The sequence below is a fragment of the Phycicoccus sp. Soil802 genome (genome assembly GCF_001429605.1).
In the GTDB taxonomy this organism is placed as follows: domain Bacteria; phylum Actinomycetota; class Actinomycetes; order Actinomycetales; family Dermatophilaceae; genus Pedococcus.
In genome coordinates this window covers 380,860-405,736 of record NZ_LMSS01000004.1, presented here as the reverse complement: position 1 = coordinate 405,736, position 24,877 = coordinate 380,860, and the positions used below count along the sequence as shown (strand labels likewise).

General features: G+C 71.8%; 31 protein-coding genes. 23 read left to right on the top strand and 8 right to left on the bottom strand.

The features are described from left to right. Position 1: 1 nt before the first annotated feature. From gntA to ASG91_RS11035, 7 genes are all read left to right on the top strand, one after another. Positions 2–736, top strand: coding sequence for a guanitoxin biosynthesis heme-dependent pre-guanitoxin N-hydroxylase GntA (gene gntA, locus ASG91_RS11065; protein ID WP_056922677.1), 735 nt, complete (start codon positions 2–4; stop codon positions 734–736). Beyond that, entirely contained in the window at positions 733–1,377 is a 645-nt protein-coding gene (locus ASG91_RS11060; protein ID WP_056922676.1) for a DUF1989 domain-containing protein, read from the top strand. Before gntA ends, ASG91_RS11060 begins: the two co-directional genes overlap by 4 nt. 80 nt (positions 1,378–1,457) lie before the next feature. After that, a complete protein-coding gene (locus ASG91_RS11055) occupies positions 1,458–2,165 on the top strand; it encodes a GAF and ANTAR domain-containing protein (protein ID WP_056922675.1) in 708 nt (235 codons plus the stop codon). Between the two features lie 141 nt (positions 2,166–2,306). After that, a complete protein-coding gene (locus ASG91_RS11050; RefSeq protein WP_200961282.1) occupies positions 2,307–3,392 on the top strand; it encodes a glycosyltransferase in 1,086 nt (361 codons plus the stop codon). Next, complete coding sequence (locus tag ASG91_RS11045; protein ID WP_056922673.1) at positions 3,380–4,447, top strand: glycosyltransferase family 4 protein; 1,068 nt, start codon at positions 3,380–3,382, stop codon at positions 4,445–4,447. Before ASG91_RS11050 ends, ASG91_RS11045 begins: the two co-directional genes overlap by 13 nt. After that, positions 4,444–5,466: a glycosyltransferase gene (locus tag ASG91_RS11040; RefSeq protein WP_056922672.1), complete on the top strand. Its 1,023-nt coding sequence runs from the start codon at positions 4,444–4,446 to the stop codon at positions 5,464–5,466. The genes ASG91_RS11045 and ASG91_RS11040 overlap by 4 nt, the downstream gene beginning before the upstream one ends. Further along, positions 5,463–6,308: a glycosyltransferase family 2 protein gene (locus ASG91_RS11035; protein ID WP_056922671.1), complete on the top strand. Its 846-nt coding sequence runs from the start codon at positions 5,463–5,465 to the stop codon at positions 6,306–6,308. The genes ASG91_RS11040 and ASG91_RS11035 overlap by 4 nt, the downstream gene beginning before the upstream one ends. Positions 6,309–6,338: 30 nt before the next feature. On the opposite strand, the gene ASG91_RS11030 is transcribed toward ASG91_RS11035, so the two are convergent. Further along, entirely contained in the window at positions 6,339–7,229 is an 891-nt protein-coding gene (locus ASG91_RS11030; protein WP_056922670.1) for an NAD(P)H-hydrate dehydratase, read from the bottom strand. Next, positions 7,226–7,975 carry a histidine phosphatase family protein gene (locus ASG91_RS11025; RefSeq protein ID WP_056922748.1) on the bottom strand — a complete coding sequence of 250 codons (750 nt, stop codon included), beginning with the start codon at positions 7,973–7,975 and terminating at the stop codon, positions 7,226–7,228. The genes ASG91_RS11030 and ASG91_RS11025 overlap by 4 nt, the downstream gene beginning before the upstream one ends. A gap of 331 nt (positions 7,976–8,306) precedes the next feature. On the opposite strand from ASG91_RS11025, the gene ASG91_RS21205 reads away from it, so the two are divergent. The 6 genes from ASG91_RS21205 to ASG91_RS10995 all read left to right on the top strand — a co-directional run bounded on the left by ASG91_RS21205 (position 8,307) and on the right by ASG91_RS10995 (position 12,112). Beyond that, positions 8,307–8,570 carry a hypothetical protein gene (locus ASG91_RS21205; RefSeq protein ID WP_056922669.1) on the top strand — a complete coding sequence of 88 codons (264 nt, stop codon included), beginning with the start codon at positions 8,307–8,309 and terminating at the stop codon, positions 8,568–8,570. 4 nt (positions 8,571–8,574) lie between these two features. Beyond that, complete coding sequence (locus ASG91_RS11015; protein WP_235545537.1) at positions 8,575–9,459, top strand: DUF72 domain-containing protein; 885 nt, start codon at positions 8,575–8,577, stop codon at positions 9,457–9,459. Between the two features lie 105 nt (positions 9,460–9,564). Further along, complete coding sequence (locus ASG91_RS21030; RefSeq protein WP_200961281.1) at positions 9,565–10,428, top strand: hypothetical protein; 864 nt, start codon at positions 9,565–9,567, stop codon at positions 10,426–10,428. Continuing rightward, on the top strand, positions 10,425–10,844 hold the full coding sequence (locus ASG91_RS11005; RefSeq protein WP_056922666.1) for a phage holin family protein: 420 nt from the start codon (positions 10,425–10,427) through the stop codon (positions 10,842–10,844). The genes ASG91_RS21030 and ASG91_RS11005 overlap by 4 nt, the downstream gene beginning before the upstream one ends. Further along, positions 10,841–11,419 (top strand): DUF3618 domain-containing protein, encoded by a 579-nt coding sequence (locus ASG91_RS11000; RefSeq protein WP_056922665.1) that lies wholly within the window; start codon positions 10,841–10,843, stop codon positions 11,417–11,419. The genes ASG91_RS11005 and ASG91_RS11000 overlap by 4 nt, the downstream gene beginning before the upstream one ends. Positions 11,420–11,635: 216 nt before the next feature. After that, positions 11,636–12,112, top strand: a complete 477-nt coding sequence (locus tag ASG91_RS10995) for an SRPBCC family protein (RefSeq protein ID WP_056922664.1) — start codon at positions 11,636–11,638, stop codon at positions 12,110–12,112. Here the strand turns inward: ASG91_RS10995 and ASG91_RS10990 are convergent. The 3 genes from ASG91_RS10990 to ASG91_RS10980 form a co-directional block, all read right to left on the bottom strand. Further along, on the bottom strand, positions 12,102–13,691 hold the full coding sequence (locus tag ASG91_RS10990; protein ID WP_056922663.1) for an NAD(P)/FAD-dependent oxidoreductase: 1,590 nt from the start codon (positions 13,689–13,691) through the stop codon (positions 12,102–12,104). The two genes, ASG91_RS10995 and ASG91_RS10990, sit on opposite strands and share 11 nt — an antisense overlap. Before the next feature lie 87 nt (positions 13,692–13,778). Then, on the bottom strand, positions 13,779–14,441 hold the full coding sequence (locus ASG91_RS20895) for a lysoplasmalogenase (RefSeq protein ID WP_056922662.1): 663 nt from the start codon (positions 14,439–14,441) through the stop codon (positions 13,779–13,781). Between the two features lie 20 nt (positions 14,442–14,461). Then, entirely contained in the window at positions 14,462–14,929 is a 468-nt protein-coding gene (locus ASG91_RS10980) for a DUF4396 domain-containing protein (protein ID WP_056922661.1), read from the bottom strand. 185 nt (positions 14,930–15,114) lie between these two features. Between ASG91_RS10980 and ASG91_RS10975 the strand changes: the two genes are divergently transcribed. Continuing rightward, the gene (locus ASG91_RS10975) at positions 15,115–15,753 is read left to right on the top strand and encodes a hypothetical protein (RefSeq protein WP_056922660.1); all 639 of its coding nucleotides are present in this window, start codon (positions 15,115–15,117) and stop codon (positions 15,751–15,753) included. Here ASG91_RS10975 and ASG91_RS10970 read toward each other — a convergent pair. Beyond that, positions 15,741–16,592, bottom strand: coding sequence for an arylamine N-acetyltransferase (locus ASG91_RS10970; protein WP_056922659.1), 852 nt, complete (start codon positions 16,590–16,592; stop codon positions 15,741–15,743). The genes ASG91_RS10975 and ASG91_RS10970 overlap by 13 nt on opposite strands. 112 nt (positions 16,593–16,704) lie before the next feature. On the opposite strand from ASG91_RS10970, the gene ASG91_RS10965 reads away from it, so the two are divergent. The 9 genes from ASG91_RS10965 (at position 16,705) to ASG91_RS10925 (ending at position 22,804) form a co-directional block, all read left to right on the top strand. Further along, the gene (locus ASG91_RS10965) at positions 16,705–17,139 is read left to right on the top strand and encodes a DUF1232 domain-containing protein (protein WP_082594100.1); all 435 of its coding nucleotides are present in this window, start codon (positions 16,705–16,707) and stop codon (positions 17,137–17,139) included. 63 nt (positions 17,140–17,202) lie between these two features. Further along, positions 17,203–18,327 carry an anti-sigma factor RsbA family regulatory protein gene (locus tag ASG91_RS10960; RefSeq protein ID WP_371262047.1) on the top strand — a complete coding sequence of 375 codons (1,125 nt, stop codon included), beginning with the start codon at positions 17,203–17,205 and terminating at the stop codon, positions 18,325–18,327. Between the two features lie 212 nt (positions 18,328–18,539). After that, positions 18,540–18,731 (top strand): hypothetical protein, encoded by a 192-nt coding sequence (locus ASG91_RS10955; protein WP_056922657.1) that lies wholly within the window; start codon positions 18,540–18,542, stop codon positions 18,729–18,731. 380 nt (positions 18,732–19,111) lie between these two features. After that, positions 19,112–19,549 carry a hypothetical protein gene (locus ASG91_RS10950; RefSeq protein WP_056922656.1) on the top strand — a complete coding sequence of 146 codons (438 nt, stop codon included), beginning with the start codon at positions 19,112–19,114 and terminating at the stop codon, positions 19,547–19,549. A gap of 198 nt (positions 19,550–19,747) precedes the next feature. After that, positions 19,748–19,972 carry a hypothetical protein gene (locus ASG91_RS20670; protein ID WP_157606299.1) on the top strand — a complete coding sequence of 75 codons (225 nt, stop codon included), beginning with the start codon at positions 19,748–19,750 and terminating at the stop codon, positions 19,970–19,972. A gap of 172 nt (positions 19,973–20,144) precedes the next feature. Next, entirely contained in the window at positions 20,145–21,233 is a 1,089-nt protein-coding gene (locus ASG91_RS20205; RefSeq protein ID WP_235545536.1) for a sigma-70 family RNA polymerase sigma factor, read from the top strand. Next, entirely contained in the window at positions 21,230–22,129 is a 900-nt protein-coding gene (locus ASG91_RS10935) for an STAS domain-containing protein (protein ID WP_056922654.1), read from the top strand. Before ASG91_RS20205 ends, ASG91_RS10935 begins: the two co-directional genes overlap by 4 nt. After that, positions 22,126–22,518 carry an STAS domain-containing protein gene (locus ASG91_RS10930; RefSeq protein WP_056922653.1) on the top strand — a complete coding sequence of 131 codons (393 nt, stop codon included), beginning with the start codon at positions 22,126–22,128 and terminating at the stop codon, positions 22,516–22,518. The genes ASG91_RS10935 and ASG91_RS10930 overlap by 4 nt, the downstream gene beginning before the upstream one ends. Beyond that, positions 22,511–22,804 carry a phosphatase RsbU N-terminal domain-containing protein gene (locus ASG91_RS10925; protein ID WP_056922652.1) on the top strand — a complete coding sequence of 98 codons (294 nt, stop codon included), beginning with the start codon at positions 22,511–22,513 and terminating at the stop codon, positions 22,802–22,804. The genes ASG91_RS10930 and ASG91_RS10925 overlap by 8 nt, the downstream gene beginning before the upstream one ends. 64 nt (positions 22,805–22,868) lie before the next feature. Here the strand turns inward: ASG91_RS10925 and ASG91_RS10920 are convergent, their stop codons facing one another. Beyond that, on the bottom strand, positions 22,869–23,744 hold the full coding sequence (locus tag ASG91_RS10920; RefSeq protein WP_056922651.1) for a YrzE family protein: 876 nt from the start codon (positions 23,742–23,744) through the stop codon (positions 22,869–22,871). Positions 23,745–23,990: 246 nt separating this feature from the next. Continuing rightward, positions 23,991–24,647 carry a hypothetical protein gene (locus tag ASG91_RS10915; protein ID WP_056922650.1) on the bottom strand — a complete coding sequence of 219 codons (657 nt, stop codon included), beginning with the start codon at positions 24,645–24,647 and terminating at the stop codon, positions 23,991–23,993. Between the last annotated feature and the right edge of the window lie 230 nt (positions 24,648–24,877).

Below are 24,877 nucleotides of genomic sequence, written 5' to 3'. Positions count from 1 at the left end.
CGTGGCCCAACCCGCCCACCAGGGTCCGGATCTCCCGGACCTGCTCGACCAGCTTGCCCTCGCGCACGACGCCGCCAGCCCTCCCGAGGAGATCGCAGAGGCCCTGGAGTCGATGGTGCTCCACCCCGACTACCCGTGCCTGGGGGCCCGCTCGGTCTTCAACCGGGACCGGGCCACCGTCGTCGTCCTCGAGCGGCTGGCCACCGAGGCCAGCACGCAGACCCTGCTCCGCGCCCTGACGGACTTCGGTCGGGAGACCGACTGCGCGGCCGGCTTCGCGTCGCTCGTCGCCGTGTTCCGGGCGTCCGAGGTCTCGGGCGAGCCCGAGTTCGAGGCGCTCCTGTGGCGCCAGCTGGAGCTGCTGTACGAAGCCGACAGCCAGCCGTGGGACCCGCGGGTCTCCGACGACCCCGACAACCCCCACTTCGCCTTCAGCGTCGGAGGAACGGCCTTCTTCGTCGTCGGTCTGCACCCGCAGTCGTCCCGCATCGCCCGGAGGACTCCCCTGCCCACCTTGGTCTTCAACCTGCACGAGCAGTTCGAGGAGCTTCGCGCCTCGGACCGGTTCGGGCGGATGCGTGACACCATCAGGCGCCGCGACGCAGAGCTCCAAGGGTCTCTGAACCCGATGGTCGCCGACCACGGACGGAGCTCCGAGGCCAGGCAGTACTCCGGGCGGTCCGTGCCCGAGGACTGGGCGGCGCCGGCCAGCTTCGATGACGAGGAGACCCCATGAGTGAGACGACGACCTTGGCACCGCAGACCGGCACCGGTTTCCTCCTCCGGGCGGGCGAGCTGCTGACTGTCGTCGATCCGCAGGGCGGACAGGTCAGCGACCTGTTCTGCTTCGCCGCAGACGACCACGACGAGAAGCTGTCGAGCGGCCGGACGATCGACTACGCCAACACGATCTTCCTCACGACGGGTCACACCCTCTACAGCAACCGGAGCCGCCCGATGCTGACGGTGGTCGAGGACACCTGCGGCCGGCACGACTTCCTGCTCACACCGTGCAGCCAGGACACCTTCGACCTGCTCTACCCGGAGTTCGACGGCGCCTACCACCCGAGCTGCCTGGAGAACCTGTCGACGGGACTGGCGCCCTTCGGGGTCCGACCGGACGAGATCGGGACGACCCTCAACATCTTCATGAACGTGTGGCCCGAGCCCGGTGGTGAGCTGCACATCGACCCTCCTACGTCCGTCGCGGGAGACCGGTTCGTGGTGCGCGCCGAGATGGATCTGCACGTCGGGCTGACGGCCTGCTCTGCCGAGAAGTCCAACGGCGGCGTGTGCAAGCCCATCGAGTTCTCCCTGACGCGGGAGCGCGAGACGGGGGTCGGGGCAGCCCCAGCGTCAGCGCAGGCCGGCGCATGACCGGCGACCTGCCCACGCCGCAGGTGGGGCTCGTGGAGGACGCTGTACCCGGTGGGCGCGGTTCGGGTGATACTGACCCCATGGAGACACGCATCCCCCACGAGGCCACTGAGGCCTTCGCCGCCCTCGCCGAGCTCGTGTACGCGGGGTCAGGCTCTGACGAGATCCTGACAGCGATCTGCCAGACGGCCGTGGACGTCATCCCCGGGGCCGACCACGCGTGCATCTCGACCCTCGACGCCAACGAGCAGCTGCGGACCCGCGCCGCCTCCGACGACGTGGCACGGCAGATGGACCGACTGGAGTCCGAGGCACATGAGGGACCGTGTGTGGATGCGATCGTGGAGGACTCCGTCCAGCACGACTCCGACATCAGCTCCGGTTCGAAGTGGCCGCGGCTGGCCGAGCTGACCCTGGCGCGCACCCCGGTCCGCGGCATGATCGGCTACCAGCTCATGGACGGACTCGGCAGCCGGGCCGCGTTCAACGTCTTCTCCGACACCCCCGGCGCCCTCACCAAGGAGTCGGTCGACGTCGGGGCCGTCCTCGCCGCCTTCACCTCCGTGTCGCTCGCGGCGTCCGAGCGGCAGACCACTGCGGAGAACCTCCGCAAGGGCCTTGAGAGCAACCGCGAGATCGGAAAGGCGATCGGTCTGCTGATGGCAGCCCACCAGGTCAGCGACACCGAGGCCTTCGAGATCCTCCGGAGCGCCTCGAGCCGCACCAACACCAAGCTCGCTGCCCTGGCCGAGAAGATCAACGAGAGCCACCGCGCCACCTTGTCCTGAGCGACCCGGGGCGACAGGGGGTCGCCATTGTCGGCGTGACGGGTTACGTTGACCTGAGAAGTCCAGAGCCGGTCAAGCCATGCGCCTGCTGCCCCAGTCGGGTCGCCCATGGCGCTCGACGCCCCTTTCCGAAGGTCAGCCTTGAGCCTCGTCGTCGCCTCTGTCCCCTCAGGTCACGTCTACGTGCGGCACCTGTCGCCGCCCGCACCCGACCGCACCCGCGTGGTGCGTCTGCCCGACCCGCCCGCAGACAGCTCCCCCGACTCGCCGTGGTGGCCGCCGCGCATGCTCACGAGCGCTTGGGTCGACGAGCACGCGGCCGACTTCGACCTGATGCACGTCCACTTCGGCTTCGACGCGCTGTCGCCGGACGACCTGCGCGACGTCGTCGACGCCCTGCACCGCCACGACAAGCCGCTCGTCCTCACTGTGCACGACCTGCGCAACCCCCACCACGAGGCTGCGGAGCTCCACGACGCGCAGCTGGGGGTGCTCGTGGCGGCAGCCGACGCCCTGATCACGCTCACCCCCGGGGCGGCTGCGACGATCCGGGCCCGGTGGGGTCGCGACGCGACCGTCCTCCCCCACCCCCAGGTCGTGCCTGACGAGTGGCTCCGCCGTCCGCGCGCGCCGCGCGAGGCGTTCGTGGTCGGGCTCCACGCCAAGAGCCTGCGCGCCAACATGGACCCCCTGCCCCTCGTCGAGGCGCTGGTCCAGGCGATGCCGGGTATGCCGGGTGCCCGCCTCCGCGTGGACGCCCACACCGACGTCATCACAGCCGGTTTCCCGCGCCACGAGCCGGTGTTCGCTTCGCGGCTCACCGCTCTGGCCGAGCGTGGCGCGCTGGAGCTGAAGGTGCACGACTACTTCAGCGACGACGAGCTCTGGGGCTACCTCCAGGGCCTCGACGTCTCCGTGCTCCCCTACCAGTTCGGCACCCACTCGGGCTGGCTGGAGGCGGGACACGACCTGGGCACCTGGGTCGCCGCTCCGGACTGCGGCTTCTACGCCGAGCAGCGTCCCTGCCTGAGCTATGCCGCAGACGGCCCCGAGCGCACCACCTCCCTCGTCACTGCCGTGCGCACGGCCCACTCCAACTGGCTGGCCGGCGGGACCGCACCGCGCGCGTCGGTGGCCACGCGGCACACCGAACGCCGCCACGTCGCCCGCGCGCACGAGCAGGTCTATGCGGCCGCACTGGCTCGGAGGCTCGCATGCACGTCGTGATCCTGGCCGCCGCGAGGCACCCGCTCCGCCAGCCGTTCGCCGGCGGGCTCGAGTCGCTCACCTGGGCGCTCGTCCGGGGCCTGCGCGAGCGAGGTGTCGACGTGACGCTCTTCGCCGGCCCGGGGAGCGACCCGGCCCTTGGGGCCCGCGAGCTCACCGTGCGTCCGCTCGAGCTCAGCGAGCTCGCCCGCTCCGACGTGTCGATGCCTCCCGAGGCGTGGCTGCGCGAACACCACGCCTACCTCCAGGTGATGCTCGAGCTGCGCGACCGCTCGGACGTCGACGTGATCCACAACAACAGCCTGCACTTCCTGCCCCTCGCCCTGGCCCAGTCCTGCGCTGCCCCGATGCTCACGACGCTGCACACGCCCCCGACGCCCTGGCTGGAGCCCACCATCGGCCTGATGGACCAGGGCCGCAGCCGCTTCGTGGCCGTGAGCCACCACACCGCACGGCAGTGGGCGCACGTGACCTCGGCCGCCGTCGTGCACAACGGTGTCGACACGTCGGTCTGGGCTCCCGGACCCGGCGGCGACGCCCTCGTCTGGGTCGGCCGCATCGTGCCCGAGAAGGCGCCGCACGAGGCGATCCGCATCGCGCTGGCCAGCGGCCGCCACCTGCGCCTCGCCGGCCCGGTCGGCGACGCGGACTACTTCCGGTCGAAGGTCGAGCCGCTGCTCGGACCGACGGTCGACTACCTGGGGCACCTGGACGTGCTGGCGCTGCGAGACCTGGTCGGCTCCAGCGCTGCCCTCGTCGTCACGCCGGAATGGGACGAGCCGTACGGGCTGGTCGCCGCTGAGTCGCTGGCCTGCGGGACGCCCGTGGTGGGCTACCGGCGGGGCGGGCTGCCCGAGTTCGTCGCTCCGCACTGCGGGGTGCTGGTCGAGCCGGGCGACGTGGACGCGGCCGCGGCGGCTGTCGACGGGGTCTGCAGCCTGGACCGATCGCGCTGCCGGGAGCACGCCGAGAGCGACTGTTCCCTGGACGCCATGGTGGACGCCTACCTCGCCCACTACGTGCGGCTGACCTCGACCATCGGCCGGGCGGCGTGATCGGCTACTACGCCCACCACCAGGGCGTGGGCCACCTGACCCGTCTGCAGTGCGTCGCCGCCGCGCTGGACGAACCGGTCTGGGGTCTCAGCTCCGCGCCGGCACCAGAGGGCTGGAGCTCGGGCTGGACCCAGCTCGCGCGTGACGACGACCAGGACCCGGACGTCGTTGCCCGGCACGGCGACCCGAGCGCGCACGGGGTCCTCCACTGGGTGCCCCGCGGAGATGCCGGGCTGGCGCGGCGCTCGGCCCAGATCACGGCCTGGGTCGTCGAGCACCAGCCCCGGGCAGTCGTCGTGGACGTCTCCGTCGAGGTCGCGCTGCTCGTGCGGCTCTGTGGCGTGCCGACGGTCGTCGTCGCCATGCCGGGCGAACGCCGCGACCGCGCCCACCGCCTCGCCTACGACACCGCCGACGCGCTGCTCGCCCCGTGGCCCAAGGGGACTCATGACACCTCGTGGCCGAGCGAGTGGGCCATGAAGGCCTGGTTCGTCGGCGGCATCTCTCGGTTCGACCACCTCCGGCCGTCACCGCCTCCCCCACGTGCTCCCGTCGATGGTGGCACGGTGCTGGTGCTCTGGGGCGCCGGCGGTCGGACGACCACGGCCGCAGACCTCGAGGCAGCCAGGGCGGCGACGCCGTCCTGGACCTGGGTCGAGCGCTCCCCCGGCGTCCCCTCCGACACGCCCCTCTGGGAGCAGCTCCAGCAGGCGGACGTGGTCGTCACGCACGCCGGTCAGAACGCCGTGGCGGAGGTGGCCGCCGCCCGGCGTCCGGCGGTCGTCGTCGCGCAGCCACGGCCCTTCGACGAGCAGGGCGCCACCGCCCGCCAGGTCGAGGCACACGGGATCGCGGTGGGCTGTGACGCCTGGCCGCCCGCCGCCGCCTGGCCGGGGCTGCTGCGGCTCGCGCTGTCGCGCGGCGGAGCGGGGTGGGCGCGGTGGTCGACCGGCCACGGCGCCGCAGACGCGGCCACCCGGCTGAGCACCGTCGGCCTCCCCGTCCCGGTGCGCGGATGAGCCGCCCACGCACCGCGGTGGTGACCATCGCGCACGGTCGCCACGAGCACCTGCGCGGACAGGGCTGGGGTCTGCTCCAGCAGACCCAGCAACCCGACGACTACGTCGTCGTCGCCATGGGCGACCCCGACATCGCCGACGTGGCACACGAGCAGCACCCGGACGCCCTCGTGGTCGAGCTGCCGGCGGACCCCGCCGACCTGCCCCTGGCCCGCGCCCGCAACGCCGGCGCCGAGGCCGCCGTCGCGGCGGGGGCGGAGGTGCTGGTCTTCCTCGACGTCGACTGCATCCCCGAGCCGACGACGGTGGAGCGGTATGCCGCCGTGCTGGCTTCCGACCTCGCGTCAGCGCCTGTGGTGGCCTGCGGCGAGGTGCGCTACCTGCCAGCGGTGGCGCACCCGCGCGACTACCGCCTCCCCGGGCTGGCCGAGCGTGCCGAGCCGCACCCGAGCCGTCCTGCTCCGGTGCGCGACGCCGTCCTGGCGGGAGCGGACGTCAGGTTGTTCTGGTCGCTGTCGTTCGCCGTGCGGACTCCGGATTGGCGGGCGCTGGGAGGTTTCGACGAGGCCTTCTCCGGCTACGGGGCGGAGGACACCGACTTCGGCCAGCGGCTCGCGGCCGCCCACGGTGAGCTGCTCTGGGTCGGCGGCGCCGCGGCATACCACCAACACCACGGCAGCGAGGTGCCGCCGGTCCGTCACCTGCACTCGATCGTGCGCAACGCCAACGTGTTCCGGGACCGTTGGGGCTGGTTCCCGATGGAGGGCTGGCTGGCCGAGTTCGAGGCGCGCCACCTCGCCGAGCTGGACCCGGCCACCGGTCACTGGCGCGTCAAGACCTGACGCCACCGGTTGCCGCCCGGCACGAGTGCGTCAGTGCGCGGGCGACGACAGCTGCGCCATCAGGTGCGGGATCCAGGGCAGCACGTCCCGCGCGAGGAAGCCCAGGGGCGCCTCGTGCTCGCTGACCGCCCTGCCAGCCCTGAGGTGGAGCGCCGCGCCCCAGGCAGCAGCACCCTCGGCCGGGACGCCACGGGCGAGGAGGCCGGCGACCACGCCGGCCTTCACGTCGCCCGACCCTGCCACCCCCAGTCCGGGCACTCCCGGGTGGCGCCAGACGACCTCTGACCGCGGTGCTGCAACGTAGGTGGTCTCACCACCCGCGACGACCGTGGCACCGGACCGGTCCGCGAGCTCGGCGCAGCACTCCGCTGCCCTGTCCACGACCTCGGCCTCGTCCAGTCCAAGGGTCTCGGCGAGCTCGGAGTCGTTGGGTGTCAGGACCACCCTCCCGTGGAGGTGGGTCACCCCGTCGGGATGTTCGGTCAGGTAGGACATGGCCAACGCGTCCAGCACCACCGGGCAGTCCAGTCGCGGCACCAGCGCCTCGAGCAGCTCGTTGGCCGCGTCCGGCGACAGGAGCCCGGGCCCCAGCAACAGGGCGTCGCACCCGGCGGCCAGGTCGACGACCTGGTCGACCGACGTGGCGGCGATCTCACCGTCCCCCCTCTCCGGAAGGGCGGTCACCAGCGCCTCCGGGAGGGCGACGCTCACGGCGACGGCCACGCTCTCCGCGGTGGCGACCTGGGGCTTGCCCGCCCCGGCTCGCATCGCCGCCTCAGCCGCCAGGAGCACCGCCCCGGGGGTGCGCCGGCTACCTCCCACGACGACCACCCGACCGCGGCCCTCCTTGCCCCCCTCCGGTTCCGGAAGCGGCCACGCACGGAGCTGCGCTGCGTCGAGGTCACGGACGGTGCGGCTCACGACGCGCTGCCCCGCCCTGCGTGCTCCGGTTCCTTCGTCGGCGTCGCGCCTCGCGCCTGCACCACCGCGGACGACGCGTACTCGACGAGCTCGGGGACGCCGGCTGGCCCGCGTCGGTACGTGGTGGTCGAGGCGTTGGGGACGTCCACCGTGCGGTCGAGCTCCAGCACCGCGGTCTCGTCCATCCCCTCCAGCACGTAGCGGAAACAGGTGATCACGGCCTGGTGGGTGAAGATCCACAGCCGGTCGGTGGCCGGCCGGGTGCCGACGTCGCTCAGGAACGACCGCACCCGCAGGGCGACGTCACACCAGCTCTCACCGCCGGGCGGACGGTAGTAGAACTTCCCGAGGTGTTCGCGCCGGCGCGCCTCGTCGCCGTACTCGGCACGGATCCCGGTGCCGGTGAGACCGTCGAACAGCCCCAGCTCGCGCTCGCGCAGCCGTTCGTCGCGCATCACCGAGGTGGCGAGCCCAGCCTTGGCGAGCGCCAGCTCTGCGGTGTCCGCACTCCGTCGGTACGGCGAGCTCACGACCGCAGTGGGCCTCGCGGTCGCGTCCAGGTCCCTGAGGTGCCGGCCCAGGGCGTCCGCCTGCTCGCGCCCCGTGTCTGAGAGGGGGACGTCCGCGTCACGGTCCTGCAGGTCGAGCCGCGCGGACCCGGCCTGCCGGGCCGCGCGGTCCGCCAGGTTGCCGATGCTCTCGGCGTGACGGACCAGGACCAGGCTGGCCGGTCCGAGTCGCTGCATGTCGAGCACGAAGCTCTCCCTCCTCGCGAGCGCCGCGTGGGCCGCTCCCGTGTCCGGTGGATGTGCCTGTCTTCCTGCCTGCTACCCGGTCGGCTCCCCGACAAACCAGCGCGGTCGCCGGGGGGGCTGGATCCACCTCGCCCACCGCCGCGTCTCCGTTTCCCCGGCCGTCCCCGGGGTAGGGGCTGCCTGAGGCGCGCCACTCGGCTCCAACAGCGCGGGTCGGGTGGCGCGTCCACCTGTGGTGCGCGTTTGGATCCGGGCGGGTCGGGTATCGGTGGAGGAAGCACCATGGGGCAGGCCGGGTGCGACGCCACCCGAGGAGACGCGCATGACCACCGCGACCGGTTCCATCACGCACCCCGACTCGAGCTGGTCCGACGAGCTGGCCACCTACCTGGGTCCGGGATGCTTCCCCGCCACGCACGACCGGCTGACCGCGACGCTGATCGAGCGACATGCACCCAGCCACCTCTGGTGGCGCCTCTCAGTCGCTCCCAGGACCCGGGACTTCCAGTCGCTCGAGGACCTTGTCGGACACCTGGAGGCGTCCGGGCACGGTCCGTCGCTGGGCAGCATCGAACCCCTCTCCTGAACCAGTGGCTCGGCCGCAGGGCGATCGGGCTCCCGCTGTGCAGGCGTCACGGCGCGGAGAGATCCGCATCGGCACGTCCGGCTGGCGCTACCCCTCGTGGCGGGGTGACTTCTACCCGGTGGGGCTGCGCCAGCGTGACGAGCTCGCCCACCTGGCCAGCCAGCTCAACGCGGTCGAGATCAACGGCTCCTTCTACTCGCTGCAGCGACCGACCAGCTACGCCGCCTGGGCCGAGCAGGTGCCAGACGACTTCGTCTTCGCGGTCAAGGGTGGCCGGTTCATCACCCACATGCGCCGCCTCGTCGACGTGCAGCCGGCCCTGGCCAACTTCTTCGCCTCCGGCGTGCTCGCCCTCGGCGCCAAGCTGGGCCCGGTGCTGTGGCAGCTGCCCGCGAGCCTGCCCTTCGACGAGCAGCTCCTCAGCGACTTCTTCCGGCTGCTCCCCCGAACCACCGACGACGCGGGTGCGCTCGCCAGGACGCACGACGCCAAGCTCGACGAGGCGCGCACCCTGACCGCTCCCCTCGTCGACGCTCCGATCCGTCACGCGCTCGAGCCCAGGCACGAGAGCTTCCACTCGTCACCAGCACGAGAACTGTTGCAGCGCAACGGTATCGCCATGGTCCTGTCGGACAGCGCCGGCACCTGGCCAACGTTCGACGTCGTCACCGCCGACCTGGTCTACGTGCGCCTCCACGGAGACACCGAGCTCTATCGCAGCGGCTACTCGCCGGCCTCGCTGGAGGCCTGGGCGAGCAGGACCCGTGCGTGGGCCGATCAGGGACTCGACGTCCACGTCTACTTCGACAACGACGCGCGCGGGTACGCCCCGCATGACGCCAAGGCGCTGCTCGGCCTCCTGCAGGCCGATTCCGAGACCATCCGATAAATCGGGCGTTTCGACGTTTGCGCAGGTCAGGACCGGGCATCCCCCTTCTACCGGCGGTCGCGAAGGACCGCCTGTCCAGCACTCGTTGACAGAACAGGAATGGACATGAGCGACATCTACGGAACGACAAGCACGCCTGAGGACGCCACCCGCGAGCTCGGCACGGTGGATGTCTCCCCCGCGTCGGGCACCGACAGCTATGGCACCGACAGCCACGGCACCGACAGCCCCATCGGCTCCAGCCCCACGAGCACCAGTCCCACGAGCACCAGCGACCTGAGCAACAGCGACACGAAGCAGGTCGCCAAGGACGAGGCTCTTGCCACGGGCCAGCAGGCCAAGGACGGCGCGCAGCACGTCGCCGAGGTCGGCAAGGACGAAGCCAAGAAGGTGGTGCAGGAGACCGGCCAGCAGGCCAAGCAGCTGTGGCAGCAGACGCGCAGCGAGCTCCTCGACCAGAGCGCACAGCAGCAGACGCGGGTGGCGGAGGGACTGCGGTCCCTGAGCCGGGAGCTCTCCGGCATGGCCACCAGCAGCGAACAGCAGGGCGTCGCGAGCGACCTCGCCCAGCAGGCCTCCCAGCGCATGGGTGATGTGGCGGGCTGGCTCGACCAGCGCGACCCCGGCTCTCTCGTGACCGAGGTCAAGCAGTTCGCCCGCCAGCGACCCGGCACGTTCCTGGCCGCGGCAGCCCTCATCGGCGTCGTCGGCGGGCGGTTGAGCCGCGGTCTCGTGGCCGACCACCACGACCAGGCAGCGGAGGACGACCAGCACGTCGCGAACGCGGCCGCCTACAGCGGCACCCACACCGGGACCACGGGGACCACGGGGACCGGGACCACCGGGACCACCACCGGGACCGGGACCACCGGGACCACCGGGACCACCGGGACCACCGGCGGGACTTCCAGCGCCCACACCGACACCCGTCCGACGGCCATCGCCGACCCGGACGCCTTCCCGGCATGAGCCAGGACCCACGGCTCGACGAGTCACCGCCGCGGTCGCTGAGCAATGTGGGCGACATCTTCGCCGACATCAGCCGCGACCTGTCGACCCTGATCCGTCAGGAGACCGAGCTGGCCAAGGCCGAGCTGCGCCAGTCGGCCACCAGGGCCGGCAAGGGTGCGGGCATGCTCGGCGGCGCGGCAATGGCAGGCCACTTCGTCCTGCTCTTCCTCTCGATCACCCTCTGGTGGGGGCTCGGCAACGAGATCGGCCGGGCCTGGTCGGCCCTCGTGGTGGCGGTCGTCTGGGCCGTCATCGCAGCCGTGCTGACCAGCATCGGCCGACGAGAGATCAAGCAGGTCAAGGGAATTCCACAGACGACCGAGACGGCCCGGGAGATCCCGGACGCGCTCAGAGGGAACGAGGACAAGCGATGACGAACAACCCGGATGAGATCCGTCGTGAGATCGAGGACACCCGAGGCCGACTGAGCGACGACGTCAACGCGCTCACCGAGACGGTCAGCCCGTCCAACGTCGCACGGCGTCAGGCCGACAAGGTGGCCGGCGTCGCGACGTCGGTCAAGGACCACGTCATGGGCACCGCCGACGACCTGCGCGGCACGGGTTCCGACGCGGCGTCCGCCGTGGGACACGCCCCCGGTGCGGCGGCCACGAAGGCGCGCACCAAGACGCGGGGGAACCCCCTCGCCGCCGGCCTGGTCGCCCTCGGCGCCGGGTGGCTACTCGGCTCCATGCTCCCCGCGAGCGAGAAGGAGAAGCAGGCGGCGAGCGCGCTGAAGGACAAGGCGCAGCCGCTGGTCGACGAGGCCAAGAGCGTGGCGCAGGACACCGCCCAGGAGCTCAAGGAGCCCGCCAAGCAGGCGGCCCAGAGCATCAAGGAGACCGCGACCGACGCCAAGGACACCGTCGTCCAGGAGAGCCAGAGCACCGCCGAGGACGTCAAGTCCCAGGCGCAGGACTCCGCCGACACGGTCCGCGCCACGCAGTAGCTCCTGCACCCACCCGGCTCGGCGAGGGGTGGGTGCAGGAGCCCACCCCTCGCCGTCTCTGCAGCTGTAGGCACACAGGGGAAATACGGATGAAGGCACTGACCGGCGACGCGGCCCGCAGGCGCTGGGGTCGACACTGGATGGGGCCCGCAGCCGTGGTCGGCGTCGGCGCCGCGGCCGCCGCAGCCACCCACTCCCTACGGAAGAGGACCTGACATGGAGCAGCTCGACAAGGGCGTCGTCACCGTCACCCGTGAGTTCAAGGCCCCAGCCCAAGCGGTGTGGGACGTGCTCTCCGACGGCTGGTTCTACGCCACGTGGGTCGTCGGCGCGTCCCGGGTCCGAGGCGTCGACGAGGGCTGGCCTGCCGAGGGCACCCGGATCCACCACTCGTTCGGCGTGTGGCCAGCCGTCGTCAGCGACACCACGCACGTGCTCCGCAGCGTCCCGCCGACCGAGCTCGTCCTGAGGGCCAAGGGTTGGCCGGCGGGCGAGGCCGAGGTCGTCATCACGGTCACCCCGGCGGGCGACGACACGTGCACCGTCGCGATGGCGGAGGATGCGGTCACCGGCCCCGGCACGCTCATGCCCCAACCGCTGCGACAGCTCGCCATCGGCCCGCGGAACGTCGAGGCGCTCCGTCGCCTCGCCTACCTGGCGGAGGGCCGGCACCGGCAGGGCCTCACCCCCTGAGCAGCCGGTCCCACGCCGTGCGGGCGAGCACCCTGCGGGCCCCGCCGGTGAGGCGACCGTTCGCGCCGAGGGCCGCGCGGGCGGCGTTCCAGCCGCAGGCGCCGTGGACCCCACCCCCGGGATGCGCCGACGCCCCTGCGAGGTAGAGACCCGGCACCGGCGTCTCGGGCCGCCCCAGGCCCGGGGTGGGTCGGAACACCAGCTGCTGGTGCAGGCCTGCCGTGCCGGCGTTGATCGCTCCACCGACCAGGTTGGGGTTCTCCGACTCGAGGTCGCTCGGGGACTGCACGTGCCGGGCGACCTGGCTGTCGCGGAAGCCCGGGGCCACCCGCTCGACCGCCACCTCCATCCGCTCCACGTGCTCGGCGAGCCGATCCTCCGACCACTCGTCGTGCGGCACGTGGGTGTAGGCCCACACCGACTCGGTCCCCTCGGGCGAGCGGGTCGGGTCGGACGTCGTCATCTGCCCGAAGAGGAGGAACGGCCGCTCCGGCGTCCGCCCCACGGACAGGTCGGCGGCGAAGTCGACGAAGCCGTCCTGGTCGACGCCGAGGTGCACCGTCCCCGCGCCACGGGCGGCGTCGGCCGTCCACGGCACGGGTCGGTCGAGCGCCCAGTTCACCTTGATGGTGCCGTTGTCCCACTGGAACCGGTCGAGGTCGCGCTCCAGCCGAGGCGGCAGCCGGTGGTCGGCGAGCAGGTCCCGGTACAACGTCGTGGCGGGCACGTCCGCGAGGACGGCCCTGGTCGCTCGCAGGAGGGTGCCGTCGGCAAGCCGGACGCCGGTGGCGCGTCCCCCACCGGTCGTCACCGCCGTGACTGGGGTCCCGGTCAGCACGCGCACGCCGCGGCTCTCGGCCCGCCGGCGCAGCGCGTGCGCCAGCTCACCGGCGCCGCCCTCGGGCACCGGGAAACCGACGTCCTGGCCCAGCATGCACAGCAGCCAGCCGAACATCCCGCTCCCCGCTGCGTCGGGCGGGATGTCGCTGTGCAGGGCGTTGCCGGTGAGGAGCAGGCCGGCGCCCTGCCCCCGGAAGCGCTCCTGCGCCAGGCGACGCACCGGCGTCACGGCCAGCCTGGCGAAGTCGAGGGTATCGGCGAGGCCGAGCCGCCGCACCATGCGGGTCGCGGACGCGACCGGCGGGAACGGGGTGAACAACGCGTCGAGCAGGGGGTCGCGGATCCGGTCCCAGCCGCGCACCAGCTCCAGCCAGGCGTCACCGTCACCGGGCGCCTCGGCCTCGAGCCCGGCCGCCGTGTCCTCCGCGCGCGAGCAGAGCAGCGCGGCGCTGCCGTCGTCGAGCGTGTGGGCGAGCACGTGCGGGGCCCGGCGCCAGACCAGGCCGTGGTCCTCGAGGTGCAGGTCGCGGATGATCGGGCTCGCGGCGGCCAGGGGGTAGAACGCACTGAACAGGTCGGAGACGTAGCCGGGTGCCGTCACCTCGGCGCTGCGCACGGCACCGCCGACCTCGTCGTTGCGCTCGACGAGCACGACGTCCCAGCCGGCATCGGCCAGGGCGTTGGCGGCGACCAGGCCGTTGGGCCCTGCACCGATGACGACGGCGTCCACACTGCTCACGGGCGTTCGGTCCTTTCGCTGCAGGTCAGGGCGGTGTCACCACTCTGTCACCGACCGACGACCGGCGCCGTCCGACCCCCTCGCCCGTCAGGTCAGGTTCCCGAGTGCCTGCAGGACGCCGACCACCAGCAGCACCTGGGCGAGGTGGTAGGTCACCATCACCGCGAGCGCCCCGAACCGCCGCCCCCGCACGAACCGGTCCATCGCGAGGACCGCGTCGCTGACCATGAAGACCGTGGCCCCGAGCGCCACCAGGAGGTGCCCGGTCGCCCAGGCCGAGACCACCATCACCCCGATGACGCCCATGTATGCCGTGACGGCACCTCCCAGCGCCGGTCCCCCTTCGCGCCAGGCGGCCGGGACGACGCGACGTCCCACTACCGCAGCCAGCCCGACGACGAGGGCGAGCCCGACGAGCGCGAGGGAGGAACGCGGCATACCGAGGTGGGCGAAGGCGACCACGAAGGCGACGTGGGCCAGCAGGAAGCTGGCGAGCCCGACCACGAACCTGGTCTGGCTCTCCGACAGGAGGGCGACGTCACCGGCCAGGCTCAGGCCCAGCGCCACGAGCAGCCACCAGCCGGCGGCCGAGTCGCTCGCTCCGCCCACCCACGCGGTGATGACCAGGAGGACCAGGACAAGCGGCTTGGACACCCACTCGCGGCGACGGCCACGGATGGCGACGGACCACCAGTTCAGCGGCGCGACCAGCGCGACGGCGGCGAGGCTGGTGAGGGCGGCGGCGGACACGCCCCCAGCGTGACAGACGGTCAGCGGTGGTAGTCGTGCATCACGGCGTGACCCCGACCACGGGCGATCAGCCACCGGTTCACCGGCACGGTGACGACGAACGCGATGGCCAGCGACGCGGCCAGCGTGCCCCAGAACAGCCCGCTCGCCAGCCCGGCCTCCATCGCGCCGGGGACGGCCACGACGAACGCGTTGTCGACCACCTCCATCACCGAGATCGACACGGTATCGGACGCGAACGCGACCCCGAGGGCCGCGGCCAAGGGCAGTCCGGCCCGCAGGACGGGGCGCATCGTCAGGGAGTAGCCGAAGACGAAGGCGAGCGCGACCGACAGGACCACCGTGGCGACCGAGCCCCACCCCAGCGCGGAGCCGATCACCATGCCGAGCACCTCGCCGATGGCGCAGCCGGTGAGGCAGTGGAGGGTGGCGCTGATCGCCTGGCGCCACAGGGACTCGGTCAGGTGGCCGTGCGGGTGAGTGCTCATGACGGGGCCAACCCGTACCCCCTCGGGGTATATTCCGTCGCCCGCTGAGGTGGTCGCCCGGAAGACCCGGCCAATCGCCCGCTTTCCCGTGCGTGCGAGCGGGTATGCCGCGTGGAACCGGGCAGTTGGCCGCTTTCCTGAGGCGCGGACCGCCGGTGTCGGGGCGGCCGCCTAGGCTCGCCGGCATGACCGCACCCGTCTCGACCCCCGAAGACCTCCGGACCGTGGTCGACGCCGTCATGGCCGGCTTCGCGCAGGTGCCGGACGACGGCTGGGCACGCCCGGCCCACGGCCTCACCTGGGACTGTCGCGACACGGCCGCGCACCTCATCGACGACTTCGCCGCCTACGCGATGAACCTGTCCGGGCGCGAGGTCTACGTGGACGGCTACACCCCGTTCGTCGACCCGCCGCAGTGGCAGCCCACCACTCCCCCGAACCTGGTCTGGCCGGACCCGGCCAAGGGGACTTTGGCCATCGTCCGCTGCGTCGACGCGGCCGGAGGTCTCCTCGTCGCGGTCACCGCCACCGCTCCCCCGGGCCACCTCGGCTACCACGGGTGCGGGAACGCCGATGCCTCCGGTTTCGCCGCCATGGGCATCGTCGAGGGGGCGGCGCACGCCTGGGACGTGCTGACCGCGCACGACCTCGAGTTCCGCATCGACGGCGACCTCTGCCACCGCGTCCTCAACCGGCTCTTCCCCGGCGCCACGCGCACGGACGACGGCTGGCACGACTTCCTCGCCGCCACGCACCGCACCGAGGACAACCGCGAAGGGCACTGGCGCTGGGACTCGACGGTGCGCGCGACCTACGGCGACTGAGCGTCCCGGCCGGTTCGCAGCTGCCCCACGACGGCGAGCAGGCGTTCGGTCTCGTCGGAGGTCAGGCCGACCCGGAGCTCGTCGAGGAGTGACTCCAGCTCACCCTCGGCCAGGTCACGGTGCTCGGTGGGCTCTCCCGGTCGCCGCACGGTCAGCGTCTCGTGGGTGACCGCCACGTGCCGGTCGGGCAGGTGGCGGGTCAGCATCAGGCCGTGCCGGAAGTGGGAACTGGGGTAGGTGCTCGTGAAGTGGTGGCCGGACCGCACGTCCGCCTGCTGCACGGGCAGCTCGTCGGTGGTGTGCATCAGCTCCCACGCGCCGTCCCGCTGGCGCTGCAGCTCCCAGGTGGGGCCGCTCGCGCCACCGTCGACCCGGACCATGCGGTAGGCCCACCCGCCGTGGTCCTCCCGCGCGCCGTCCTCGAGCCGGATCGGGTGCATCAGGCTCAGCCCGAAACCGGGGTCGGAAAGCCACCGCGTACCGTCGAGCCGCACCGCCACCACGCAGTGCGTCCGGGCTGACGCCGTCACGTCACCCACCCGGGCGAGCATGCGCACCACGTCGTAGCCCAGCGCGTCGAGCACCGCGGCGAAGAGGGTGGCGTGCTCGAAGCAGTAGCCACCGCGCCCACGGCCCACGAACTTGGCCTGCACGTCGGGCAGCTCGACGCCGGGGTGCTGGTCGAGCAGGACGTCGATGTTGTCGAACGTGAAGGTGCGGACGTGCGCCTCGTGCAGCCGCTGCAGCCCGGCCAGGTCGGGAGACTCCACCTTCGCGCCCACCCTGGCGAGATATGCCTCGACGTCCACCCCTGACCCGGGGGATGCTCCCGCGGTCACGACCTGACCTCCTCGTCGAACCCCACGCTCATCGCAGCATCGTCGCACGACGACCCCGGCACGAATGGGACGGCTCCCGTCGCCCAGCCATCCGCCTGGCGTGGATGCGAGGATGACGCGCATGGACTGGTCGTGGTGGTCGATGCCGGTGGGCCTCGCCGGCGGGCTGCTCCTGGTGTGGGCCGGACTGTTGGTCGCCCTGTGGGCCGGCCGACCCGACGAGCTCGGCGTGCGAGACGCGCTGCGGCTCCTGCCCGACGTGATCCACCTGCTCCGCCGCCTCGCCACCGACTCGACCCTGCCTCGGGGGGTCCGGGTGCGGCTCTGGCTCCTGCTGGCCTACCTGGCGATGCCGTTCGACCTGGTGCCCGACTTCATCCCGGTGATCGGGTACGCCGACGACGTCGTCATCGTCGCCGTCGCGCTGCGCGCCGTGGTCCGTCACGCGGGGATGGGCGCCCTCGAGCGGCACTGGCGCGGCACCCCGGAGGGACTGTCCGCCGTGTGTCGTGTGGCAGGGCTGCGCGGGCCGCAACCGCAGCGCTGACGCCCGGGGACCGATGCGGGCGCTCATCGCAGTTCTCGGCTGTGACCTGCAGTTTTCCGTGAGATCAGGTGGGTTCAACCTCGCATTTCAGGCGTAGCCTCGGGTGAGGACGTCTGGCACGCCGGTTCACCGCACTGCCGCGGTGACCTTCTCCGAAGGGGGGCGCCCACGTCACACCAGAGAGCCAATGGTGGCACCGCTCCAGCTTGGGCGCGGGACGCTACTGCTGGGCCGGGTGGGGCCGGCGCGGGCAGGTACCGCACCCACGACGGCTATCGCCACGAGGCGTTCTTCTGGGAGGGGGACGACCAGTTCGTCGCCGGGACCGTGCCGTTCATCCGGGAAGGTCTCGAGGCCGGTCAGGCAGTGATGGTGGCGGTCACCCCGGGCCGGATCGACGTGCTGCGCGACGCGCTGGACGGCGAAGCGGGCGCGGTCAGGTTCGTCGACATGGAGCGCCTGGGCGCGAACCCGGCGCGGATCATCCCGGCGTGGCGCGCCTTCACCGACCAGCACCCCGGTCGCCCCGTGCGCGGCATCGGCGAGCCGATCTGGCACGGCCGGCGGATGGCTGAGCTCGCCGAGTGCCAGATGCACGAGGCACTGCTCAACATGGCAGTCGACACGGACACCCCGTTGTGGCTGCTCTGCCCCTACGACACCGCCACCTTGCCGGCGGACGTGGTCGCGGAGGCCCACCGGTCCCACCCCGTGGTGGTCGACGTCGAGACCCACCGGGGCAGCACCACCTACGGCGGGGTGCACCACCTGCGCAAGATGTTCAAGGCCGAGCTGCCGCGGACCCAGGTACAGGTGGTGGTCTCGCACCGGTCCTTCGGCGCTGACGACTACGCGGACGTCCGCGCCGACGTCCGGGCGCACGCGTCGTCCGTGGGGCTGGACACCGAGCGGACCGACGACCTCGTCCTCGGCGTCCACGAGGTGGCCGTCAACAGCGTGCGGCACGGTCGCGGGGCCAGTGAGCTCCGGATCTGGGAGGAGCACCACGCACTGGTCTGCGAGGTGCGCGGAGTCGGCCGCATCGTCAACCCCATGGAAGGCAGGCTCCCACCTTCGTCGGCGGACGAGCTCGGCCACGGCCTGTGGATGGCCAACCAGCTCTGCGACCTGGTACAGGTCCGGTCCGGCAAGGTCGGCACCACGGTGCGGATCCACGCCTGGCTCTAGTCGACGCGCTCGTCGACGACAGATGACACGGATGGGCTATGGCGTGTGGCGACGGGGTACCTCACCATCGAAGGTGAGGGCGAGAAGCCACCCACCCGAAGCCGACTGGCCACCTGTGACCCGCAGGTGGCGGTGGCACCGAACCACGGACGTGGAGCGGGGACGCGTCACCCGGGATCTCGGTCCCGGTTGCCAAGCCTTGGGAGAGGACCATGCTGATGGTCCCCACCGATCCCGACGAACCGCTGGTCGACACGGCCCTCGCCGACGAGATCGCGCTGCTCGGCGAGGTGATCGCCGCGGCCACCGCGGCCGGACCAGCGCTGAGCCAGGCGGAGATCGATGCGGCGCTCGGGCTGAGGGCTGCCGAGCCCGGTGCGAGCGCCGCGGCGCAGCAGGACTGACTCTTCAGCTGGTCCGTGGCCGCGACCAGCGGCTGGCCTCGTGCGGGACCCCTGCGGGGGCTCTGCGGGGGCCCGGCGGGTCTGACGCCCTGGGTCCTCTGACGCCTGGAGGTCCTCTCACGCCTTGAGCTCTGACGCCTTGAGGTCCAGGACATGACGCGAGGAGCGTGTGACGGTTGGGGTCCCAGAGGCGCGCCACGCCGCTCTGGAGCCCCGTTGCGCCGTGAGCGCCGCGTCACGTGAACGCTCGAAGGGGTCTTCATTGGTGAAGGGCCGATCACCCACAGACCCCGGCAGTGGCGCCCTCCCGTTCCCCTCACCCGTGGAGCGCCACTGCCGGCCCACCTGGATCGGCCGAATCCCACGACTGGAGCCCCCTGATGACCGTGATCGCCTTCCGACCCCGTCGCAACCCTGAGGCGCCAACCTCGGAGGGCGACGGCATACCGCTCACCGGCACGTTCCGCTCCCCTCGAGGGGACGAAGGGGTGATGACCGGCCACCTCCGGCTGCAACGACTGGTCCTGGCCCCCCGGGGAGCCTTTGTGACGGGTGTGTTCACGGGTGAGCTCCGGGAGCCCGATGGGACGGTCGTCGGCCGGGAGTCGAGGCGGACGACGGCCCCGGCGGACCTGGTCAGAGATGAGCTGGGCCTGCACCCCGTGGTCCGGCCACTCGAGCTGGACCTCATGGGGCTGGTGGTGCACGTCCACTCCTTCGCGATCGAGCCCGGCAAGGTCTTTCCCTCAGCCCGCAGTGCTGCGCGGCGGAATGTTCGTCCCGGGGCAGGGCGCGCACGCGGCGGCGAGCTGCGATGAGGGGCGTTGCCCTGGCGGTGCCGGTGGTCGTGCTCGCCCTGATGCCCGTCCTCCAGCGCATGGAGGTATGGGCGACGGACACCAGCCAGCGCACCGTCAGGCGGCGCCAGGCAGTCGGCCCCCGCGAGTCGAGGGCAGCCGCGCCGATACGTCAAACAGAGGTGCCACGGCGCCGCGTGGAGGGGGAAGCATCGCACCATGGGTGAACCCACAGGCCCCACCGATGGGGACTCGATCCCGGGACCCATCCCCCGCGATCCGCCGCCACCGCCCGGCTATGTCGACCCCCTCGACGAGAGCCCGGTGCTGGAAGGGGTCCTCGAGGAGGTCCGCGTCGACCAGGGCAGGGCCCGCGATCCCGGCGCACCCGAGCGAGCCGAGCCCGCTGGAGCGGCTGGAGAGCGGCCTCACACGTCGACCTGACGGGGGTGTGTGGGGCGGCCGCGCGGCGCTGGGATACGAGGTACCTCTCTCGGCGCCGCGCGGTGCCGCCGGCTCCAGCCGTGCCGCTCGGACGCGGCCAAGGCGCCGCGGCGGCATACATCAGTGCAGGTCAGGGGCGTGTCAGAGGCGCTGTGGGCGTAGTGTCGCAGTCGTGAGCACGGCGCGGGTACCCGACGAGCCGGCGCAGCCGGGTGGGGCGGTCGACGTCGCAGCCCTGATCCCCATGCTGCGGCGGATCGTGGCTGCGCGGGTCGGGGAGCACCCTGCCGCCGAGGACCTGGTGCAGGAGACCCTCGTGCGCGTGCTCGAGGCCGAGGACCGCATCGAGCCGGGGATGATCGAGCCGTACGCGATCGCCACGGCCCGCAACGTCATGGCGACCATGTGGCGCCGCAAGGACAGTGAGTCGCGCAACCGCCACCGGGCCCTCGATCCCAGCGTGCCGGACGAGGCCGAGGACGTGGTCGTCGCGTCCGAGGAGCAGTCCGCCATCAACGAGGCCCTCCGCCGGCTGACCGACCGGGAGCGTGAGGTCCTGCTGGCCCACGAGATCAGTGGGCAGGCGACGCGGAGCCTGGCCGAGGACTCGGGCAGCACCGCCGGCGCGGTCGCCGCCCAGCTGAAGCGGACCCGGGCCCGCTTGCGGGTGGAGTACCTCCTGGCCCTCGAGCACACCGAACCCCCGACCGACGAGTGCCGCCCGGTGCTGCTGGCGCTGTCGAGCGCCGACCGGCGCCGCCAGCGCGAGGTGGATGCGGGCAGGCACCTGCTCGAGTGCGACCTCTGCGCCAAGCTCAGCCAGCCCCTCCTCGGCCGAGGACCGCTGCGCGACAACGAGATCCACGTGGCGATCAGCGCAGACCCAGACATCGTCGCCGCCCGCCAGGCGGCACGGGAGCTGGCGATCCGCGCGGGCTTCTCAGGTGCAGACCTGACCATGCTCGCGACGGCAGTCTCGGAGGTGGCGCGGAACATCGTCCGGTTCGCGAGGAGCGGCGAGGTGACCATCGAGCTCGTGGACGGGCCGCGGGCCGGGATCCACGTGGTGGCACGCGACACCGGCCCCGGCATCGACGACGTCGAGGTCGCCCTCAAGGACGGTTTCAGCACGTACGACGGGCTGGGGCTCGGGCTGCCCGGAGCCCGACGCCTCATGGACGAGTTCAACATCGTGTCCGAGCCGGGACACGGCACCACCGTGACGATGACCAAGTGGTTCGACAAGAAGGGAACAGCATGAGCCAGGACGACGAAACGCAGGAGAGCTCGGAGCAGGTCGAGGCGTCGTCGAGTGGCGACCAGCTGCTGCCCCAGCTGGTGGCACACCTTCGGGAACACCGCGCGAAGCTCCGCGACGAGTGGGCTTCCCGCATCCGCGATGCCCACCTGCTGGAGGCGATGACCCCGCAGGAGATGTCCGCTGAGACCACGTCGGTCTACGACAACTACGTCGAGGTGCTCGAGACAGGCAGCGTCGAGGCGTTGCAGCACTATGCACGGGACCTGTCTGAACGCATCATCCCGCGGGGTGTCGAGACGCACGAGGTCGTCGGCATCGTGCTGCTCCTGCGCGACGTCCTGGCCCGTTCGCTGTTCGAGAAGTACCAGCGCGACTTCGGTCTCCTCAACCGCATCCTCGACGCCTACGAGCCGGCTGCCAACCGGATCGCCAACACCGTCGCGGTCAGCTTCGTGGACGAGCGCGAACGCGTCATCAGGCAGCAGCAGGACGCCATCCGCGAGCTGTCCACGCCCGTGCTCCCGGTGCGCGAACGGCTCCTCATCCTGCCGATCATCGGGGTCCTGGACGGCGAGCGGGCCCGACAGCTCACCGAACAGCTCCTCAGCGGCATCCGCACCCACCGGGCCAAGGTCGTCGTCATCGACATCACGGGCGCACCGGAGGTGGACGAGACGGTCGCCAACCACCTGGTCCAGACCGTGGATGCGTCCCGGCTGATGGGCGCCAGCGTGATCATCACCGGCCTGTCCCCCACCATCGCCCAGACCCTGGTCACCATCGGCGTCGACCTCAGCAAGATGAACACCATCGGCGACCTGCAGGGCGGCCTCGAGGAGGCCGAACGACTGCTCGGCTTCACCGTCACCCGCAAGGCGGTGACGGACGGCTCGTGAACTCAGGACCGGCTCTCGTCTCCATCCTGCGTCAGGGTGACACCCTCGTCGCGTCGGTCCACACTGCCCTGGACGACTCGGAGATGGTCCGGTTCCAGAACGACCTCGTCAGCCGGATCGGTGAGCACCGTGCTCGTGGGGTGATCATCGACGTGGCTGCCCTCGACGTGATCGACAGCTTCGCCTCGCGCACCCTCCGGTCGATCGCTGACATCGCGCGCCTGCGGGGAGCCGTGACGGTCATCGTGGGGATCCAACCGGAGGTCGCCTTCTCGATGGTGCGCCTGGGCATGGACATGGGCGACGTGCCGACGTCGTTGGACCTCGAAGAGGGGCTGGCCTACCTGGCGCGGGTCAACGGCCGCGCGGCAGGCGGACGCCGTGGGTGACCTGGAGGACGTCACCCTCGACTACCGCGTCGCGTTCCAGCGCTACCTCCCGCGACGCAGCGAAGCCGCCCTCACGGACGGATACGACCTCGGCCGCCGGGCCATCGTCCGAGGAGTCAGCATGCTCGACCTGGTGCACGTGCACCACGTCGTCCTGGGCGAGGTGCTGGCCGACACTCCCCGCGAGGACGTGGGTCGGATCACCGCCGCCGCCGGCGACTTCCTCCTCGAGGTGCTCGCGACCTTCGACATGGCCCACCGACGCCTGCGGACGTCATCCGAGTGACGGCGCACTGCCACGCCGAGATCTCCATGGTCGTCAGAGACCTCGACGTGGCAGTGTCGCTCGCCTAGTCCGCGACGTCGACGGGGTCGACCCGGTCGACCCGGCGGTGGAACCGCATGCCGGCGGCGCCACCGGCGATCGCACCGAGCAGGCTGGTCACGGCGGCCAGGACCAGGGCCACCACACCAGCGGTGTCCAGCTCAGACGTCTTGACCGGCAGGCGCGGGAAGCTGTTCAGCTGGCCGAGCACGTCGTACTTGCTACCCGCCACGGCTCCGATGACCGCCACCACCACCGCGACGACCAGGGCCCACAGCCACACGGCGAAACCCTGCTTGGGGCCGTTGAAGCGGGCCATCCGACCCGCGACGTAGCCGCCGCAGAAGTAGCTGACGAAGAGGATGATCGCCAGGGCGAGGGCGCCCACGACACCCACGGTGGCGACCTTGTCGGACGCGGCATCCACTGCCTCGTCCGCGTCCGTCCCGGTGCCCAGCCCCACGGCCGTCCCGGCGGCTGCCAGCACCGCGATGAGGATGACGGCCATCCCCATGGCGCTGAGCCACCCGAAGAAGGCCGAGCCGAGCTTCATCCCACCGAACCGGTCCGCCTGGACGGCGGCCAACCGGTCGCCGTCGACGACACGGTCGCGCTCCACCACCTCCGTGCGGTCCCGGTATGCCGCGCGCTCGCCATCCTCAGCCCGGTCCCGGTCGTCGACTCGCTCACCATCGTCAGCCCGGTCCCGGTAGTCGACTCGCTCGCCATCGTCAGCCCGGTCCCGGTCGTCGCTCCGATCGCCAGCTGTTCGGTCAGCGCGAGTGTGGTCACCCAGCGGCTCGCCGGGCCTGTCCCCACGCCGATCGCTGGCGTCCAGGTCCCGGTCGGTGACGCGTCGTTCGTCGTGCTCGGGGCGTCCCGGTTCGTGTGTGGTGCTCATGTGTGCCTCCTTGGTGAGGGCTTGGTCAGGACCGCTTGGCTCCGGATGGGTGCTGTGTGCACCAGTGCTCCGGGCCGGTCCTGGGACGGGGTCTACCGCCGTGAGGTACTTGCCCGCTCTCAGGCCGGGCGAAACCCGGAGGAAGTGTGGCCCCCGCCGGTCCTCCGGGTCTCGCCCCGCCTGACAGTGGCGCCGTGCGGCGCGCGCGTCGGCGCCACTGTCAGCGGTGGTCCGAGGCTGGGGAGCTCAGACCCCCAGTCCGTTGAGGATGGCGAGGATCTGGTTCAGCAGGCCGGCGATCTGGCCGAGCGGACCGCCGCCGTCGAGCAGGCCGGCGACCGCGCAGAGGAGGTTGCCCAGGAGGTTGCCCGCCCCGGTCGTGGCGATGATGTCGAGCACGACCTGGTTCAGGTGGACCTCGAGTCCCAGCAGGTTCAGGTCCAGCGGCCCGAGCACGAGGTTGAGGATGTCGCAGCTGGCGGCCGTCACCCCAGCGCCCACGGCGCCGGTGGTCGCCTGCTTCACCTGCAGGTCCATCATCTTCGTGTGCGGCACGGAGCCGCGTGCGCCCTGCATGGTGGTGGTGACCGCGCTGCGCATCATCAGCTTGTCGCCGGAGCTCCAGAACTTCTGCGGCACGATGTCCACCGTGGCGGCGCCGGTGCGGCCCTTCTTGTCGGTCCACGTCCCCTGGTAGCTCCAGGCCTTGCCTGCGCTCGAGGACGAGTGGACTGCCTTCGCCGCACCACTGTGCGGCGACGCGGCCTGCGCGGAGCCGACGAGGAGTGGACCGGTGGTGGCGACGGTGGCTACCGCGACGACGGCCACGACCCGTGCCTTGAGTGTCTTGCGCAGCGTGCCTGGCGTGCCGTCACCGTGTCCTGCTGACTTCGCGTGCAACATGTCGAGTTCTCCTTCCGGGGCGCCCTGTGGGGTGCCCGCTGATGGACCTGCGATGTCGACCTCGGTCCGGCTCGCCAGCTCACTTCACGTGCAGGTGCTGTCGCCGGGTCGTGGCACTACTGAAGACACCCATCCACGGCCGACGTGACAGGAGAAAAGGGACATGCGGGGCCTCCATCACGCTCAGGAGGACCCCACGGTGTGCGGGAGGCGGGTAGCCGCTGGCCACC

Coding starts and splice junctions, on each gene's coding strand:
- ASG91_RS11060 (WP_056922676.1), top strand. CDS start 733: ATGAGTGAGACGACGACCTTGGCACCGCAGACCGGCACCGGTTTCCTC.
- ASG91_RS11055 (WP_056922675.1), top strand. CDS start 1,458: ATGGAGACACGCATCCCCCACGAGGCCACTGAGGCCTTCGCCGCCCTC.
- ASG91_RS11045 (WP_056922673.1), top strand. CDS start 3,380: ATGCACGTCGTGATCCTGGCCGCCGCGAGGCACCCGCTCCGCCAGCCG.
- ASG91_RS11035 (WP_056922671.1), top strand. CDS start 5,463: ATGAGCCGCCCACGCACCGCGGTGGTGACCATCGCGCACGGTCGCCAC.
- ASG91_RS11025 (WP_056922748.1), bottom strand. CDS start 7,975: ATGCAGCGACTCGGACCGGCCAGCCTGGTCCTGGTCCGTCACGCCGAG.
- ASG91_RS21205 (WP_056922669.1), top strand. CDS start 8,307: ATGACCACCGCGACCGGTTCCATCACGCACCCCGACTCGAGCTGGTCC.
- ASG91_RS21030 (WP_200961281.1), top strand. CDS start 9,565: ATGAGCGACATCTACGGAACGACAAGCACGCCTGAGGACGCCACCCGC.
- ASG91_RS11005 (WP_056922666.1), top strand. CDS start 10,425: ATGAGCCAGGACCCACGGCTCGACGAGTCACCGCCGCGGTCGCTGAGC.
- ASG91_RS11000 (WP_056922665.1), top strand. CDS start 10,841: ATGACGAACAACCCGGATGAGATCCGTCGTGAGATCGAGGACACCCGA.
- ASG91_RS10995 (WP_056922664.1), top strand. CDS start 11,636: ATGGAGCAGCTCGACAAGGGCGTCGTCACCGTCACCCGTGAGTTCAAG.
- ASG91_RS10980 (WP_056922661.1), bottom strand. CDS start 14,929: ATGAGCACTCACCCGCACGGCCACCTGACCGAGTCCCTGTGGCGCCAG.
- ASG91_RS10975 (WP_056922660.1), top strand. CDS start 15,115: ATGACCGCACCCGTCTCGACCCCCGAAGACCTCCGGACCGTGGTCGAC.
- ASG91_RS10965 (WP_082594100.1), top strand. CDS start 16,705: ATGACGCGCATGGACTGGTCGTGGTGGTCGATGCCGGTGGGCCTCGCC.
- ASG91_RS10955 (WP_056922657.1), top strand. CDS start 18,540: ATGCTGATGGTCCCCACCGATCCCGACGAACCGCTGGTCGACACGGCC.
- ASG91_RS10950 (WP_056922656.1), top strand. CDS start 19,112: ATGACCGTGATCGCCTTCCGACCCCGTCGCAACCCTGAGGCGCCAACC.
- ASG91_RS20670 (WP_157606299.1), top strand. CDS start 19,748: ATGGGTGAACCCACAGGCCCCACCGATGGGGACTCGATCCCGGGACCC.
- ASG91_RS10935 (WP_056922654.1), top strand. CDS start 21,230: ATGAGCCAGGACGACGAAACGCAGGAGAGCTCGGAGCAGGTCGAGGCG.
- ASG91_RS10920 (WP_056922651.1), bottom strand. CDS start 23,744: ATGAGCACCACACACGAACCGGGACGCCCCGAGCACGACGAACGACGC.
- ASG91_RS10915 (WP_056922650.1), bottom strand. CDS start 24,647: ATGTTGCACGCGAAGTCAGCAGGACACGGTGACGGCACGCCAGGCACG.